At 73.9% G+C, this 15838-nt stretch carries 14 protein-coding genes; 11 read left to right on the top strand and 3 right to left on the bottom strand.

Annotation, left to right across the window (positions count from 1 at the left end):
- Positions 1-44: 44 nt before the first annotated feature.
- From ACA514_RS44335 to ACA514_RS44360, 6 genes are read left to right on the top strand one after another with little or no spacing between them, the layout of a single operon-like run.
- Entirely contained in the window at positions 45-1868 is a 1824-nt protein-coding gene (locus tag ACA514_RS44335) for an ABC transporter permease (RefSeq protein WP_375047496.1), read from the top strand.
- Between the two features lie 3 nt (positions 1869-1871).
- The gene (locus tag ACA514_RS44340) at positions 1872-2996 is read left to right on the top strand and encodes an ABC transporter ATP-binding protein (RefSeq protein WP_375047497.1); all 1125 of its coding nucleotides are present in this window, start codon (positions 1872-1874) and stop codon (positions 2994-2996) included.
- A complete protein-coding gene (locus ACA514_RS44345) occupies positions 2993-3799 on the top strand; it encodes an HAD family hydrolase (protein ID WP_375047498.1) in 807 nt (268 codons plus the stop codon). Before ACA514_RS44340 ends, ACA514_RS44345 begins: the two co-directional genes overlap by 4 nt.
- Positions 3796-4635: an inositol monophosphatase family protein gene (locus tag ACA514_RS44350; protein WP_375047499.1), complete on the top strand. Its 840-nt coding sequence runs from the start codon at positions 3796-3798 to the stop codon at positions 4633-4635. The genes ACA514_RS44345 and ACA514_RS44350 overlap by 4 nt, the downstream gene beginning before the upstream one ends.
- The gene (locus tag ACA514_RS44355) at positions 4632-5462 is read left to right on the top strand and encodes a Cof-type HAD-IIB family hydrolase (protein ID WP_375047500.1); all 831 of its coding nucleotides are present in this window, start codon (positions 4632-4634) and stop codon (positions 5460-5462) included. The genes ACA514_RS44350 and ACA514_RS44355 overlap by 4 nt, the downstream gene beginning before the upstream one ends.
- Positions 5459-6190 (top strand): MBL fold metallo-hydrolase, encoded by a 732-nt coding sequence (locus ACA514_RS44360; protein ID WP_375047501.1) that lies wholly within the window; start codon positions 5459-5461, stop codon positions 6188-6190. Before ACA514_RS44355 ends, ACA514_RS44360 begins: the two co-directional genes overlap by 4 nt.
- Here the strand turns inward: ACA514_RS44360 and ACA514_RS44365 are convergent.
- The 3 genes from ACA514_RS44365 to ACA514_RS44375 all read right to left on the bottom strand — a co-directional run bounded on the left by ACA514_RS44365 (position 6139) and on the right by ACA514_RS44375 (position 9509).
- Positions 6139-7146, bottom strand: a complete 1008-nt coding sequence (locus tag ACA514_RS44365) for a LacI family DNA-binding transcriptional regulator (RefSeq protein ID WP_375047502.1) — start codon at positions 7144-7146, stop codon at positions 6139-6141. The genes ACA514_RS44360 and ACA514_RS44365 overlap by 52 nt on opposite strands.
- Before the next feature lie 134 nt (positions 7147-7280).
- The gene (locus tag ACA514_RS44370; RefSeq protein WP_375047503.1) at positions 7281-8636 is read right to left on the bottom strand and encodes a phytase; all 1356 of its coding nucleotides are present in this window, start codon (positions 8634-8636) and stop codon (positions 7281-7283) included.
- A 135-nt stretch (positions 8637-8771) separates the two neighbouring features.
- Positions 8772-9509: a GntR family transcriptional regulator gene (locus tag ACA514_RS44375; protein WP_375047504.1), complete on the bottom strand. Its 738-nt coding sequence runs from the start codon at positions 9507-9509 to the stop codon at positions 8772-8774.
- 178 nt (positions 9510-9687) lie between these two features.
- On the opposite strand from ACA514_RS44375, the gene ACA514_RS44380 reads away from it, so the two are divergent.
- The 5 genes from ACA514_RS44380 to ACA514_RS44400 are packed head-to-tail and all read left to right on the top strand — an operon-like array spanning position 9688 to position 15704.
- Positions 9688-10584 carry a TIM barrel protein gene (locus ACA514_RS44380; protein ID WP_375047505.1) on the top strand — a complete coding sequence of 299 codons (897 nt, stop codon included), beginning with the start codon at positions 9688-9690 and terminating at the stop codon, positions 10582-10584.
- The gene (locus ACA514_RS44385; RefSeq protein WP_375047506.1) at positions 10581-11483 is read left to right on the top strand and encodes an aldolase; all 903 of its coding nucleotides are present in this window, start codon (positions 10581-10583) and stop codon (positions 11481-11483) included. Before ACA514_RS44380 ends, ACA514_RS44385 begins: the two co-directional genes overlap by 4 nt.
- Before the next feature lie 46 nt (positions 11484-11529).
- The gene (gene iolD, locus ACA514_RS44390) at positions 11530-13380 is read left to right on the top strand and encodes a 3D-(3,5/4)-trihydroxycyclohexane-1,2-dione acylhydrolase (decyclizing) (protein WP_375047507.1); all 1851 of its coding nucleotides are present in this window, start codon (positions 11530-11532) and stop codon (positions 13378-13380) included.
- Between the two features lie 9 nt (positions 13381-13389).
- Complete coding sequence (locus tag ACA514_RS44395) at positions 13390-14871, top strand: CoA-acylating methylmalonate-semialdehyde dehydrogenase (protein ID WP_375047508.1); 1482 nt, start codon at positions 13390-13392, stop codon at positions 14869-14871.
- A 56-nt stretch (positions 14872-14927) separates the two neighbouring features.
- A complete protein-coding gene (locus ACA514_RS44400; protein WP_375047509.1) occupies positions 14928-15704 on the top strand; it encodes an MgtC/SapB family protein in 777 nt (258 codons plus the stop codon).
- Positions 15705-15838: the final 134 nt, after the last annotated feature.

Raw genomic sequence — 15838 nt, forward strand, 5'->3', positions numbered from 1 at the left:
GCGAGCGGCGGCCCGCCGGGCCCCTCACCCCGGAGGAACCTTCCATGGCGGTCGCCGCCCCCGCACGGCCGGCGTCACGCGGCCGGCGCGCGCTCTACCGGGCCCGCGTGCTGCTGCGCGATCCCACCGTGCTGCTCGGCATCCTGATGAGCCTCGTCCTGCTGTATCTGGTCATCGCGCCGCTGGTGTCGGTGATCTCCGACGCGGGCCGCGTCCAGTACGGGGACGAGGCGCGCTCGGGCCAGGCCCCCGGCTCGTGGACGAGCTACTACCTGTGGCGGGTGTTCCGCTCGCCCGTCAGCAAGCTGCTGTTCTGGGAGCCGCTGTGGCACACGCTGTTCGTCGCGGTCGGCGTCATCGCGTTCGCGCTGGTGGTCGGCGGTTCCATGGCGTGGCTGGTGACGCGCACGAACGTGCCCGGCCGCAAGTTCCTGGCCGCCGCGCTCGTCGTGCCGTACATGCTGCCGTCCTGGACGTTCGCGCTGGCGTGGCTGGCGCTGTTCAAGAACGAGGGGTCCGGCGGGCAGGTCGGCTACCTGCAGGGCGCCGGCATCCACACCCCCGACTGGCTGGCGTACGGTCCGCTGCCGATCATCGTGACGCTGGGGCTGCACTACTACCCGTTCGTGCTTCTGCTGTTCGGTAACGCGCTGCGCCGCATCGACTCGCAGCTGGAGGACTCGGCGCGCATCCTCGGCGCCGGCGGCAAGACGGTCATGCGCCGCATCACGCTGCCGCTGATGATGCCGGCGCTGTCGTCGGCGGTGCTGCTCGTCCTCGGGCGCGTCCTCGGCACGTTCGGCACCCCGTACATCCTCGGGCTGCCCAGCGACTACAACGTGCTGTCGACCAGCCTCTACCACGCGATCCGGGACCGCAGCACGGGCGTCGCGTCCACGCTCGCGGGCGTGATCGTGCTGGTCGGCGTGATGGTGGTGCTCATCGACACCCGGCTCGTCCGGGAGCAGCGCCGGTTCGTCACCGTCGGCGGCAAGGGCGCGATGGACCGGCGCGGCGACCTGCGCGGCTGGCGCTGGCCGGCCTTCGCGGTCGGCATGGCGGTGTTCGCGGCGAGCGTCATCGTCCCGGTGCTGACGCTGCTGCTGTCCACGATCACCAAGACGCCCGGCGTGTTCAGCGCGGACAACTTCACGCTCAAGTACTGGTTCGGCAGCGACATCCCGGGCGCGGTCGGATTCCCGCACGGGGTGCTGCGCGGCAGTGAACTGTGGGAGGCCGCCTGGAACAGCCTGCGCATCGTCGGCCTGGCGTCCCTGGTCTGCGGGCTGCTCGGCCTGCTCATCGGATACGTGGTGGTGCGCTCGGACGGCAGCCGCGTCTCGATGTTCCTGCGGCAGGTGTCGTTCCTGCCCTACCTCGTGCCCGGCATCGCGTTCGCCGCCGCCTGCCTGTCGCTGTTCGCGGTGCGGCGCGGCCCCGTCCCCGCCCTCTACGGGACGATCACGCTGCTCGTCCTCGTCCTCGTCATCACGCACCTGCCGTACTCGTCCCGGTCGGGGATCGCGGCGATGATGCAGCTCGGCCGGGAACCGGAGGAGGCCGCGCAGATCAGCGGCGCGCGGTGGCCGACCCGGATGCTGCGGATCATCATCCCGATCCAGCGCGGCGCGCTCGTCACCGGCGTGGTGCTGCCGTTCATCTCCGGCCTGAAGGAGCTCAGCATCGTGATCATGCTGACCACCTCGGGCACCCAGCTGCTGACCACGCTCTCGATCGGGCTGGTCGACTACGGCTACACCCAGCTCGCGAACGGCGTCGTGCTCGTCATCGCGCTGGTCTCGTTCACCATGACCTACCTGGCCCAGCGGCTCACCAAGAGCAGCCTGGCCTCGGGCATCGGAGGTTGATCAATGCCGACCATCACGCTCAGCGGAGTGGTCAAGAACTACGCCGGCGGGCACGCGGCGGTGAAGGACCTCGACCTCACCATCCCCGACGGCTCGTTCACCTGCCTGCTCGGGCCGTCCGGGTGCGGGAAGACGACCACGCTGCGGATGATCGCCGGGCTGGAGCAGCCGACGCTCGGTGAGATCACCGTGGGGAAGCGGGTGCTCGACTCGGTGGAGAAGGGCGTCTACGTCCCGCCGGAGAAGCGCGACATGGGGCTCGTCTTCCAGAACTACGCGCTCTGGCCGCACCTGACCGTGCGCGGGAACACCGAGTTCGGGCTGCGGATGCGCAAGGTCCCGGCGGAGCGGCGCAAGGCCCGCGCGATGGAGGCCCTGGAGAAGGTCCAGGTGGCCGAATGCGCGGACCGCTACCCCTCGCAGCTGTCCGGCGGGCAGCAGCAGCGCGTCGCGCTCGCCCGCATGCTCGCCGTCGACCCCGACGTCCTGCTGCTGGACGAGCCGCTGTCGAACCTCGACGCGCGGCTGCGGCTGGAGATGCGCACCGAGCTGAAGCGCATCCACGACGAGACCGGCGCGACCGTCGTGTTCGTCACCCACGACCAGATGGAGGCCATGACGATGGCCACCCACATCGCGGTGATGTGCGACGGCGAGCTGCAGCAGGTCGCGCCGCCGATGGAGATGTACGAGCGGCCCGCGAACCGGTTCGTCGCCGAGTTCGTCGGCAGCCCGCCGATGAACATGGTGCCCGGCGAGCAGGCGGGGCTCGCCTCGTCACTGCAGCGGTTCGCCGAGAAGCGCGGCGACTTCGGCGCGGTCGGCTGCTTCGGCGTCCGTCCCGAGGTGCTGCGGCTGGCCGCGCCGGGCGACGCCGTCCCCGACACCGCCTGGTCGGAGGACGCCGTCATCGAGACCGTCCTGCCGACGGGACCGAGCTGGACGGTCGGGCTGCGCGCGCACGACGCCCGGCTGTTCGCGATCACGCACGAGGACCCGGGCGCGGGGCCGGGCGACGCGGTGCGCTGCTGGGCGCGCCCGGAGTCCCTGCACCTGTTCGGCGAGGACGGCACCCGGATGGCCGCCTGGGACGAGGCCGCCGCGCCGGTCCGCGGGGCCGCCTCGTGAGCGAGGACCACCGCCTCTCGGGACGGGCGATGCGCAGGCCGCGGGCGCTGCTGCTGGACTTCGGCGGCGTGCTGGTCGAGACGTCCCGGCGGCCGGGCTGGTCGGCGGCGCTCGCCAAGGAGGTGCACGCGCTGCTGTCCCGCGCCGGCTGCCACGAGCTCGACGCCGCCGCCGTCGAGACCGACATCAAGGCGGGCGCCGCCGCCGACAAGTGCTGGAAGGACGCGATGTCGCGGCCCTTCGCGCCGCCGGAGATGACGCACACCGGGTTCTGGGGCGACTACGTCGCCGCGGACTGGCCCGCGTCCGCGCGGCAGCTCGTCGTCGCGCACGCCGCCCCGCTGTGCAAGCGGATGGGGGAGCTGCGGCAGGACCGGCGCACCCGTCCCGGCATCCCCGAGCTGCTGGACGGCGCCGCCGCGCTCGGCATCCCCTGCGGGATCGTCAGCAACGCCCTGTCCGGGGCGGTGCACCGCGACTACACCGAGGCGACGGGCCTGGCGGGGAAGCTGGCGATCGAGGTCTACAGCGACGAGGCCGGCGTCCGTAAGCCCAACCCGGAGATGATCTGGATCGCCACGCGCGCGCTCGGCGTCGAGGCCGAGGACGCCTGGTACGTCGGCGACAACTTCGACCGGGACGTGGTGTGCGGGCACCGCGCCGGCGTCGGCGGCAACGTGCTGATGGTCGCCAAGGGCACCTACGACGTCCCGTACGAGGTCCGCTACCGGCCCGACGCCGTCGTGGACGACGGCCACGGGCTGCTGGACCTGCTCACCAACGCTGCCGAAGGAGACGAATGAACAGCAAGGGCATCGGTGTGCCCGAGTCGGCGGAGCTGGCGCGGATCGCCGAGACCGCGGCGCGCGCGACCGGCGACCGGCTGCGTGGAGCGTTCCGATCGCGCCCCGAGGTGGCGGTCAAGCGCGACTTCCACGACCCGGTCACCGAGCACGACAAGGCCGCCGAGGAGACGATCCGCGAGGTGCTCGCCGAGCACACGCCCGGCAGCGTCGTCGTCGGCGAGGAGGGCGGTGTCCGGGGCGCGGAGGGGGACGTCCGCTGGTACGTCGACCCGATCGACGGGACGGCGAACTTCGCCACCGGCCTGCCGTTCTTCTGCACCTCGATCGCGGCCGTCGCGGGCGGCGAGGTCGTCGCGGGGGTGGTGTACGACCCGGTCCGCGACGACATGTTCACCGCCTCGCTCGGCGGCGCCACCTGCAACGGCGAGCCGATCCGCTCCGTCGGCGCGGCGGAGGACCGGACCGGCGTGATCGTCACCGGCTACCCCAACGCGCGGGAACTGAAGCGCGCGGGCGACGCGGCGCTGCGCGACTACGCGCGGCTGGTCGAGTCGTTCGCGACGGTGCGGCGCCCGGGCAGCGCGGCGCTGAGCCTGGCGCACGTCGCGGCGGGCTGGGCGGCCGCGGCGTACGGCACGTCCGTCAACGCGTGGGACGTGTCGGCCGGGCTGCTGCTGGTCAGGCAGGCCGGCGGCACCTACCTGCCGCTCGGCGGGGAGCCGGGCGGGGACGACTGGGACGCGCCCGGCTACGTCGCGTGCGTCGGCGGGTTCGACCTCGCCGGGTCGGTGCTGTCGGAGATCGCCGGGCTCGCCCCGGCGGGCAGCCGGTGAGCGCCACCGGCGTGCGGACGGCCGAGTGGATCGTCACCGACCTCGACGGCACGCTCGTCGGCCGCGACCTGCGGATCGTGGACGCGAACCTGGCCGCGCTGCGCCGCTTCACCGGCGCGGGCGGCAGCGTGGTCGTCGCGACGGGGCGCAGCGAGGAGTCGGCGCTGCCCTACTACCGGGAGCTCGGCCTCGCGACCCCGGCGATCCTCTACAACGGCGCCCGCATCGTGGACCTCGGCACGGGCGCCGTCCTGTACCGGCGGTGCCTGAGCGCGGCGGCGTGGGCGCGGCTGACGCTGCTGTTCGAGGAGATGCCGGACGGGGTGTGGCCGGTCGCGTTCAGCGACGGCCGCGCGCACGTGCGCGCGGAGTCGGCGGCGCTCGCCGAGTACGCCCGCCGCGACCGCATCACCCTCGCGCGGATCGGGTCGTGGGGCGTGCTGCCCTTCGACGAGATCATCAAGGTGATGCTGATCTGCGACCGGCCCGAACTGGTCGACGCGGCCGGCACGACCCTGGCCGGGTTCGCCGCCGACGCGGGGACCGGCGTCACGCTCGTCCGGTCGGAGGCCACCTACCTGGAGGTGCTGCCGGCGGGCGCGACCAAGGGGACGGCGCTGCGCGAGCTGGCGGCGCTGCGCGGCGTGCCGATGGACCGGATCGCGGCCATCGGCGACAACCCCAACGACCTGGACATGATCCAGGCCGCGGGGCTCGGCGCGGCCGTGGGCGACGGGGACCCCGGCGTCCGCGCCGCCGCCGACGTCGTGGTCGCCGACTGCGCGGCGGGCGCCGTCGCCGACCTGGTCGCCCGGATCATGGCGTGATCCTGACCGTCGTCGGCTGCGCGGGGACCGTCCCGGGGCCGGACGCCGCGTGCTCCTGCTACCTGGTGGAGCACGCGGGGTTCCGGCTGCTGCTCGACCTCGGCACCGGCGCGCTCGGCCCCTTGCAGCGCTACGCCGACCCGTGCGCGATCGACGCCGTCGTGGTCAGCCACCCGCACCGCGACCACTACTCGGACCTGATCCCGCTCGCCTACCTGCGGGACCGGCGCGGCGCGGAGAAGCGGCTGCCCGTCACCGCGCCCGCCGGGACGTCCGCGCACGTGGTGAACCCGGCGGCGCCGCCGGCGTACGCGGGCGCGCTCGACTGGCGCACGCCGCCCGCCGAGCCGCGCCCGTTCGGGCCGCTCACCGTCACGACGGCGCCGGTCGTCCACTCGGTGCCGGGCGTCGCGGTGCGGGTGGAGGCGGACGGGGCGAGCCTCACCTACTCGGGCGACTCGGGGGAGTGCGGCGAGCTGCTCGACCTCGCGCGGGGCACGGACGTGCTGCTGTGCGAGGCGGCGGCGTCCGTGCGCACGCCGGGCGCCGCCGAGACGCACCTGACGCCCGCCCAGGCGGCGGGCCTGGCGCGGGAGGCGGGCGCGGGGCACCTGGTCCTGACGCATCTGCGGCCGTGGGCCGACCCGCTCGACGCCCTGCGGGCCGCCCGCGAGGTCTACGCCGGGCCGATCTCGCTCGCGGTGCCGGGGCTGCGCGTCATGGTGTGAGTGTCATGGTGTGAGTGGCTTGGTGTGAGCGCCCTGGTGGTGGCGCGTTCGGTCAGGACGGGAGGGACGGTGATGCGCCGTCCCTCCCCGGTCCCGCCGGCGCCGATCCGGTCGAGCAGGGCGCCCATCGCCAGCCGGCCCAGCTCGCGGGGCGGCGCCCCGACCGTGGTCACGCCCGTTTCCGCCGCTCCGGGCGCGTCACCGTGGACGATCAGCGAGACGTCGCCGGGCACGTCCAGCCCGGCGCGGTGGAGGGCGGTCAGCGCGGCCGTCCCGGTCGCGTCCCCGAGCGCGAGAACGGCCGTCGGGGCTCCGGGCGACCGCCACGGGACGTCCTGGACGGCGGTGAGCCCGGCCTCGTCCACGGCGGCTCCGAACGCCTTCTCCAGGCGCGAGCGGCCGAGGTCCATGAACGTGACGCGGCGGTGGCCGAGCCCCGCCAGATGCTCCACGGCCAGCCGCACCGCCGCCGCGTCGTCGCCGGTCACGCAGTCGACGCGGGCCGACCGCAGCGACCGTCCCGCCACCGTGACGGGACCCCCGGCCGCGGCCCGCTCGATCTCCGCCGCCGCGATCCTCGGCCCCGCCAGCAGCAGCCCGTCCAGCCGCAGGTCGAGCAGCTCGCCCAGCGCGGCCCGCTCTCGCGCCGGGCGCCCGTCGCCGCCGACCAGCAGCAGCCGGACGCCGCGCCGCGCCGCCTCCTCCGCCAGCCCGTCATGGACCGAGGCGAACAGCGGATCGTGCAGGTCGGCGGCCAGCACCCCGGCCATCCCGGTGCGTCCGGCCGCCAGGCCCCGCGCCATCGCGTTCGGCCGGTAGCCCAGCTCGTCCGCCGCCTTCAGCACGGCTTCGCGGCGCTCCTTGCCGACCTTGGGCGAGCCGCGCATCACCAGCGACACGAGCGCGCGGGACACCCCAGCGCGCGCGGCGACGTCTTCCAGGGTCGGATGGGCCATGGTCGGGATCTCCAAAAACGGACGGTGGGCTGAGCCGATCCAACCAGCCCTCCACCGCCCGCACGTTCAGTTGCGGCGAGCCGCCGTCATGACACGGGCCATAACGACGACTCGCCGCGGCTCGACGAAGAGGGTCAGTCGCGGGGGTCCCAGTCGCCCGGGGTGATGTCCAGGTCGAGGGGGTCGGCGACGGCCTTCCAGTCGACGAACTTGAAGTTGGTGTTCGTGCGGACCTCGCCGTCCGCGCCCGTCTGGTCGGGCGCGTTGAAGCCGTCGTGGACGACCAGCAGGCCGTTCTTGAAGTCGCCGACGCGGGCGCTGGTCACCATCGCGCCGTCGCACTCCTCGGAGCCGTCGACGGCACCCGCGGGCGCGACGCGGAAGTGGCCGAGGTACGGGTTGGAGCCCTCGCGGTCGTAGACGACGAAGGTGTTGTCACCCTGGCTGGAGGCCAGCAGATAGCCCTCGCCGTCGTCCTTGTGGTAGATCGTGAGGCCCTCGGCGTCCGGGGCGATGTGCTTGCCGCCCGCGCCCGGGTCGGGGCCGCTGACCTCGCACTCGTCCGTCTCGGGGTTGTAGGTCGCGGGGACGCCGAAGTCCTTGACCTTGTCGACGAGCCGGGGCGCGCCGCCGTCCAGCGGGATGCGCCAGATGCCGACGTCCTCCTGCGCGGCGTACAGCACGCCGTGCTCCTCGTCGGCGACCATGCCCTCGACCTGCGGGCCGCGTCCCGGGTCCTCGCACGGCGTCCAGCTGCCGCCGCCCGGCAGCGCGAACGACGAGGGCAGGTCGACGTCCCGGACGTGCTTGTAGGTGACCTTGCCGGCGGCCGTCGCCTCCAGCCGGACGATCCCGACGCGCGGGGTGTGCCGGCGGCTGAGCGCGGCGTAGGAGGTGCCGTGCCCGTCCTTCCAGGACGCGATCCCGTACGCGGTCTCCTGGTCGTTGACCTGGTCGAGGGACGAGGCGAACACGAACGGGGCGGCGGCGTCGGTGACGTCGGTGAGCGGCGCGCGGTGCCGCAGGGCGGCCTGGGGGTCGATGGCGTAGGTGCGGACGGTGTCGCGGCCGCGGTCGGAGACCACGGCGAGGTCGACCGTCCGGCCGCCGAGGCGGAAGCCGTAGATCAGGTCGACGTTGTTGAACCGGCCGGGCTCGTCGCCGTCGCGGGGCGGCGCGGGCGCGGCGAGCCGCTGGAGCTCGTGCCCGGACGCGTCGTACACCGCCAGGCCGGCCTGCTTGAGGGTGGTGACGACGAGGTCGCCGGCGTGGTCGCTCGGGTGGTTCCAGATCGCGGGGTCGTCGGCGTTGGCGTTGCCGCCCGCGTCGTCGTCGAAGACGGCCGGGGTCTCCAGGCGGGCGTGGACCTGGGCGAGCTCGTCGCCGTCGGCGGACGCCGGCGCGGCCGACAGGACGGCGGCGGCCAGTGCGGCGGTCGCCGCGGCGGCGGCGAGACGGGGCCGCTGGGGGTGGAACTGGGCGAAGGGCATCGGGTTTCTCCTCCGGTGCGCTCGTGGGGGGATTGCCCTGCACCGTAAGCGTTAGAGCGCTCTAATTCAATAGAGCGCTCTAATTGATCAAGGGTTTCCCCGATGCCCCGCGCGGGCCGCGCGGGCCCGTGCCGGTCAGTGTTCGACGAGCGTCAGCGCGTAGGAGTAGCGGCTCGCCCGGTAGACGTGGCAGCCGAACTCGATCGCGGTGCCCTTGTCGTCGTAGGCGGTGCGGGTCATGGTCAGCATCGGGACGCCGCGCCGCTCGTCCAGCAGCCGCGCCTCCTCCGCCGTGGCGCGCCGCGCGCCGATGGACTGGTTGGCGATCCGCAGGTTGACGCCGCTCGCGCGCAGCAGCTCGTACAGGCCGTGCCGGGTGAGGTCGTCGGCGGTGACGGTGAGCAGGCCGTCGGGCAGGTAGTTGGTGAGCAGGGCGAGCGGCTCGCCGCCGGTGAACCGGGCCCGGCGCATCCGCAGCACGGTGTCGCCCGCCGCGACGCCCAGCTGCTTCGCGACCCGGTCGTCCGCGGGCACCGGGCCGAACTCCAGCACCTCGGTGTGCGGCTCCCGGCCCGCCGCCGCCAGGTCGTCGTGCAGGCTGGTCAGCTCGACGGGGCGGCGGATCTCCGGCAGCACGACCTGCGTGCCGACGCCCCGCTTGCGCACCAGCAGCCCCCGGTCGACCAGGTGCTGGATCGCCTGCCGGACGGTCGGCCGCGACAGCCCGCAGTGCTCGGCGATCTCCAGCTCGTTCTCCAGCCGGGTGCCGGGCGTGAGCTCGCCGGCCTGGATCGCGGCCTCCAGCTGCCTCGCCAGCTGGTAGTAGAGCGGGACGGGGCTGCTGCGGTCCACGATCACGCGCGGTCGGTACACGCCGGCTCCCTCCGTCCCGGTCGTTCGCGGGCTCCGGAACGGATGATACTCCGCGATTGGCCGAACCTCCTTACCTCATAATGTCAGGACAAAGTCTTGACATGCCGCGGCCGGCTTCAGCAGACTCGGCGGGGCCGGCCGCGGCGCCGGCGTCGCCTTTCACCGGGATGGAGTGCCGATGATCAAAGACCGCGTCGCGGGAGCGCCGATCTCCTGGGGGGTGTGCGAGGTCCCCGGCTGGGGGCACCAGATGGCGCCCGCGCGGGTGCTCGCGGAGATGGGCGCGCTCGGTCTCGCCGCCACCGAGTTCGGGCCGGACGGCTTCCTGCCCGCCGGCGCCGCCGAGCGCGCGGACCTGCTGGCCGCCCACGGGCTGCGCCCGCTCGGTGGGTTCGCGCCGGTCGTGCTGCACGACCCGGGCCGCGACCCGCTGCCCGAGGTCCGGCGGACCCTCGCCGGATTCGGTGTGGAACGTTCCAAGGCGGCCGCCCCCGCGGACCGCATGACGCTCGTCCTCGCCGCCGTGCACGGGCTGGACGGCTACGACGAGCGCCCGGCGCTCGACGCCGCCGGCTGGGCGGCGCTGCTGGCCAACCTCGACCGGATCGCCGCGCTCGCCGCCGAGTCCGGTGTGCGCGCGGTGCTGCATCCCCATGTGGGCACGATGGTGGAACGGTCCGACGAAGTCCAGCGGGTGCTGGACGGCTCCCGCGTCCCGCTCTGCCTCGACACCGGGCACCTGCTCATCGGCGGCGTCGACCCCGGCGAGCTGGCGGCGCGCGTCCCGGACCGCATCGCGCACGTCCATCTGAAGGACGTGGACGCCGGGCTCGCCGGCGACGTCCAGGCCGGCCGGATCGCCTACACCGACGCCGTCCGCAAGGGCGTCTACCGGCCCCTCGGCGGCGGCGACATCGACATCGCCGGCATCGTCGGCTCCCTGGAAGGCGCCGGTTACGACGGCTGGTACGTCCTCGAACAGGACACGATCCTCGACCGCGAGCCCGAGGACGGCGCCGGCCCGGCCGCGGACGTGCGCGCGTGCCTGGACTTCCTCGCCGGGATCCCGGCATGAGCGTGGACACCCGGGCGGCGTCGCCCGCCCGCGCCCGGATCGCGGCGCTGACCGAGACCCGGGTGCTGCGGCCGGAGGCCGTCGCGGAGGCGGCGTCCCGCCGGATCCGGCGGGACGCGCCGCTCGGCGCGACCGGCCGGCTGATGATCGTGGCCGCCGACCATCCGGCGCGCGGCGCGCTGGCCGCCGCCGGCGACCCGCTCGCCATGGCCGACCGCGGTGAGCTGCTCGACCGGCTCTGCACCGCGCTCGAACGCCCCGGCGTGGACGGCGTGCTGGCCGCGCCCGACGTCATCGACGACCTGCTGCTCCTCGGCGTCCTGGACGGCAAGGTCGTCATCGGCTCGATGAACCGCGGCGGGCTGGCCGGCGCGTCCTTCGAGATCGACGACCGGTTCACCGCCTACGACGCGGACGCGATCGCGGCGTCCGGGCTGGACGGCGGCAAGGTGCTGCTGCGCGTGGACGACGCCGACCCCGCCACCGCGGACACCCTCGAAGGGTGCGCGCGGGCGGTGTCCGCGCTCGCCGCCCACGGGCTGATGGCGATGGTCGAGCCGTTCATCTCCCGCCGCGTCGACGGCCGCGTCCGCAACGTGCTGACCGCGGAGGCGATGATCCGCGCGATCTCGATCGCGTCCGCGCTCGGCACGACGTCGGCGCGGACCTGGCTGAAGGTCCCCGTCGTCCCGGACATGGAGCGGGTGATGGCGGCCTCGACGCTGCCCGCGCTGCTGCTCGGCGGCGAGGTCGCCGACGACCCGCGCGCCGCGCTGGACGGATGGCGGCGGGCGCTGCGGCTGCCGACCGTGCGCGGGCTGATCGTCGGACGGTCGCTGCTGTACCCGAAGGACGGCGACGTCGCGGGAGCGGTCGACGCGGCGGTGGACGCCCTATGAGCCGCGACGGCCGCATGGTGAGGGGGGCACGGTGAAGGAGAAGACGATGAGGTTGACGGTCGGGCAGGCGCTGGTGCGCTTCCTGGCGGCGCAGTGGTCCGAGCGGGACGGCGAGGAGCAGCGCTTCTTCCCGGGATGCTTCGGCATCTTCGGGCACGGCAACGTCGCCGGCATCGGGCAGGCGTTGCTGGAGTACGGCGAGGAGATGCCGTACTACATGGCCCGTAACGAGCAGGCCATGGTGCACACGGCGTCCGGCTTCGCCCGGATGAACGACCGGCTGTCCACGCTGGCGTGCACGACGTCCATTGGGCCGGGCGCGACGAACATGGTCACCGGTGCGGCGCTGGCCACCATCAACCGGCTGCCGGTTCTGCTGCTGCCCGGGGACATCTTCGCCGGGCGCGTCGCCAACCCCGTCTTGCAGGAGCTCGAAGACTCGCGGTCGCACGACATTTCGGTCAACGACTGCTTCAAGCCCGTGTCGAAGTACTGGGACCGCATCAACCGGCCCGAGCAGCTGCCCAGTGCGCTGCTGGCGGCGATGCGCGTCCTCACCGATCCGGTCGAAACGGGCGCCGTCACGCTGTCGCTCCCGCAGGACGTGCAAGCCGAGGCGTACGACTGGCCGGAAGAGCTGTTCGCGCGGCGGGTGTGGCGGATCCCGCGCCCGCTGCCGGAGGCCCGCGACCTGGAGGACGCGTGCGCGGCGCTGCGGGCGGCGGAACGCCCGCTGATCGTCGCGGGCGGCGGGGTCATCTACTCCGGCGCGACCGGCGAGCTGGCCGCGTTCGCCGAAAGCACCGGCATCCCGGTCGCGGAGACGCAGGCCGGCAAGGGGGCCCTGCCCTGGGACCACCCGTCCGCCGTCGGCGCGATCGGCGCCACCGGCTCGACCGCCGCCAACGCGCTCGCCCGCGACGCCGACGTCGTCATCGGGATCGGCACCCGCTACAGCGACTTCACCACCGCGTCCCACAGCCTGTTCCAGAACCCCGGCGTCCGGTTCGTCAACATCAACGTCGCGCGGTCCGACGCGTTCAAGCTCGGCGGCGCCACCGTTGTCGCCGACGCCCGCGAGGCGCTCACGGCGCTGACCGGAGCGCTCGCCGGCTGGACGGTCCCGTCCGGACACCGCGAGAACGCGCGCTCGCTGACCGCGCGGTGGAACGCCGTCGTCGACGACGCCTACGGGTTCGACAACGGCGCCCTGCCCGCGCAGTCGCGGGTCATCGGCATCGTCAACGAGGAGTCCGGGCCGCGGGACGTCGTGATCTGCGCGGCCGGGTCGATGCCCGGCGACCTGCACCGCCTCTGGCGCACCCGCGACCGCAAGGGCTACCACGTCGAGTACGGCTACTCGTGCATGGGCTACGAGATCGCCGGCGGGCTCGGCGTGAAGATGGCCGACCCGTCCCGCGAGGTCTTCGTCCTCGTCGGCGACGGCTCGTACCTGATGATGGCGCAGGAGCTGACCACGGCCGTCGCCGAAGGGATCAAGCTCGTCGTCGTCCTCGTCCAGAACCACGGGTACGCCTCGATCGGCAACCTGTCCGAGAGCGTCGGCGCCGCCCGGTTCGGCACCCGGCACCGCGTCCGCACCGGCACCGGCCTCGACGGCGACCCCATCCCCGTCGACCTCGCCGCCAACGCCGCCAGCCTCGGCGCGGACGTGCTGCGCGCGTCCGGCGCCGAAGAGCTGCGCGCCGCGCTCCGCAAGGCGATCGCCTCGCCCCGCACCACCGTCGTGCACGTCGAGACCGACCCGCTCGCCCCCGCCCCCGGCAGCGACGCCTGGTGGGACGTCCCCGTCGCCGAGGTCTCCGCACGCACTGAGACGCGCGACGCCCGCGCCCGCTACGCCGAGGCCAAGCAGGCCCAGCGCCGCCATCTCTGAAAGGAAGCCATGAGCCTGATTCAGCACCGGATCGGCGGTGTCCAGGTCGGCGGGAGCGTCACCGCGCCCGTCCACGACCCGGCCGCCGGCACGCCGGTCGCCGAGGTCGTCCTCGGCCGCGGACCCGAGGTCGACGCGGCCGTCACCGCCGCCGCCAGGGCCTTCGAGAGCTGGCAGGACGTGTCGCAGGCGCGCCGCGCCCGCATCATGTTCGCCTTCCGCGACCTGCTCGAACGGCACGAGGACGAGCTGGCCCGGCTGGTCACCGCCGAGCACGGCAAGGTCCTGGACGACGCGCGCGGCGAGATCGTCCGCGGCCGCGAGGTCGTCGAGTTCGCCTGCGGCATCCCGCAGGCGCTCAAGGGCGAGTACTCCGACCAGGTGTCGTCCGGCATCGACGCGTACTCGTTCCGGCAGCCGCTGGGTGTGTGCGCGGGGATCGTCCCGTTCAACTTCCCCGTCATGGTCCCGCTGTGGATGCATCCGATCGCGATCGCCTGCGGGAACACGTTCGTGTTGAAGCCGAGCGAGCGCGTCCCGTCGGCGTCCGCCCTGATCGCCGACCTGTACGCCGACGCGGGCCTGCCGGACGGCGTGTTCAACGTCCTGAACGGCGACCGCGAGACCGCCGACGCCCTCATCCGGCACCCGGACGTCGCGGCGGTGTCGTTCGTCGGGTCCACGCCCGTCGCCCGGCACGTCCACGAGACCGCGACCGCCGCGGGCAAGCGCGTCCAGGCCCTCGGCGGCGCCAAGAACCACGCCGTCGTCCTGCCCGACGCCGACCTCGACCTCGCCGCCGACCAGATCACCGCCGCCGCCTACGGCTCCGCCGGCCAGCGCTGCATGGCGATCTCCGTCGCGGTCGCCGTCGGCGCCGCCGCCGACCCCCTCGTCGCCCGGCTCGCCGACCGCGCCCGCGCCATCAAGGTCGGCCCCGGCGCCGACCCCGGCACCGAGATGGGCCCGCTGATCAGCGCGGACGCCCTCGCCCGCGTCACCGGCCACGTCGACGCCGCGCAGGCCGCCGGAGCCGAGGTCGTCGTCGACGGCCGCGGGCTGCCCGGCCCCGGCTACTTCGCCGGACCCAGCCTCCTCGACCACGTCGCCACCGACCTGCCCGCCTACCAGGAGGAGATCTTCGGACCCGTCCTGATCGTCCTGCGCGCGGACACCCTCGACGACGCCATCGCCCTCGTCAACGCCAACCCGCACGGCAACGGCACCGCGATCTTCACCTCGTCCGGCGAGGCCGCCCGCCGCTACCAGCGCGCCGTCCACGTCGGCATGGTCGGCGTCAACGTCCCCATCCCGGTGCCGATGGCGTTCTACTCCTTCGGCGGCTGGAAGGCGTCCCTGTTCGGCGACACCCACATCCACGGGCCGGAGGGCGTCCGCTTCTACACCCGCGCCAAGGCGATCACGTCCCGCTGGCCCGAGCCCCAGACCGCGCCCACCGCCGGCGACATGGCCTTCCCCACCGCCCGCTGACTCGCACGGCCGCCCCCCGGCGCTCGCCGGGGGCGGCCACCGAAACGGAGGAACCAGTGGCAGGCCAGGGACTCCTGCAGATCGGCGAACTCCTGCTGGCCCTGGTGCTCTCCGCGTGCATCGGCCTGGAAAGGGGCCTGCGCAACAAGAGCGCCGGCCTGCGCACGCACACCCTCGTCGGCGTCGGCGCGGCACTGTTCATGCTGGTCAGCAAGTACGGCTTCCAGCACGCCCCCGGCCCCGTCGCGTTCGACCCGTCCCGGGTGGCGGCGCAGATCGTCTCCGGCATCGGCTTCATCGGCGGCGGCCTCATCTTCGTCCGCCGCGACGCCGTCCGCGGCCTGACGACCGCCGCCGTGGTCTGGGTGACGGCGGCGGTCGGCATGGCCGCCGGCGGCGGGCTCTGGCTGCTGGCGATCGCCGGCACCCTCGGACACTTCCTGGTCGTCTACGGCTTGAGCACGCTCACCCGCCGTCTCCCCCTCGACCGCCTCCGCCCCGCCGACCGGACCCGCATCCGCCTGATCTACCGCGACGGACGCGGCGCGCTGCGGAGAGTGCTCGTGGAATGCACCCAGCGCGGCTTCGCCGTCCTGGAAGTCAACGTCGAACGCGAATTCCTCCCGGACGACTCCGACCGCGGCCGCGACGAGCGCCGAGACCGCGACCGAGACCGCGACGAGGCTTCGGTGCGGAGCGGGCGGGGCCCGTGGAACGCAGTGGTGACGCTCGTGCTGGAGGGCCCGGGCTCGATCCCCGACCTGACCGCCGTCCTGAGCGAATTGCCCGACATCACGTCCGTGACCACCGCGTCGGACCAGGACGACGAATAAGTTCCCCGGCCGCCGGTTCGGTTGTGGCTGGATTGGATTGGATTGGTCTGGGCCGTTGGGGATCTTGTTTGTGCGGTGGGTTGTTGGCGGTGGGTGGTGGGGGTTTGATTGTGGGCAGTGGGTGGTGGGTGGTG

The organism is Actinomadura sp. NTSP31 (assembly GCF_041951385.1).
Lineage (GTDB): Bacteria > Actinomycetota > Actinomycetes > Streptosporangiales > Streptosporangiaceae > Spirillospora > Spirillospora napierensis.

What these genes read in the sequence shown, in the direction of transcription:
- ACA514_RS44395 (WP_375047508.1), top strand. Translation starts at nt 13,390, where the DNA reads ATGAGCCTGATTCAGCACCGGATCGGCGGTGTCCAGGTCGGCGGGAGC.
- ACA514_RS44350 (WP_375047499.1), top strand. Translation starts at nt 3,796, where the DNA reads ATGAACAGCAAGGGCATCGGTGTGCCCGAGTCGGCGGAGCTGGCGCGG.
- ACA514_RS44335 (WP_375047496.1), top strand. Translation starts at nt 45, where the DNA reads ATGGCGGTCGCCGCCCCCGCACGGCCGGCGTCACGCGGCCGGCGCGCG.
- ACA514_RS44340 (WP_375047497.1), top strand. Translation starts at nt 1,872, where the DNA reads ATGCCGACCATCACGCTCAGCGGAGTGGTCAAGAACTACGCCGGCGGG.
- iolD (WP_375047507.1), top strand. Translation starts at nt 11,530, where the DNA reads ATGAGGTTGACGGTCGGGCAGGCGCTGGTGCGCTTCCTGGCGGCGCAG.
- ACA514_RS44370 (WP_375047503.1), bottom strand. Translation starts at nt 8,636, where the DNA reads ATGCCCTTCGCCCAGTTCCACCCCCAGCGGCCCCGTCTCGCCGCCGCC.
- ACA514_RS44380 (WP_375047505.1), top strand. Translation starts at nt 9,688, where the DNA reads ATGATCAAAGACCGCGTCGCGGGAGCGCCGATCTCCTGGGGGGTGTGC.
- ACA514_RS44385 (WP_375047506.1), top strand. Translation starts at nt 10,581, where the DNA reads ATGAGCGTGGACACCCGGGCGGCGTCGCCCGCCCGCGCCCGGATCGCG.
- ACA514_RS44365 (WP_375047502.1), bottom strand. Translation starts at nt 7,146, where the DNA reads ATGGCCCATCCGACCCTGGAAGACGTCGCCGCGCGCGCTGGGGTGTCC.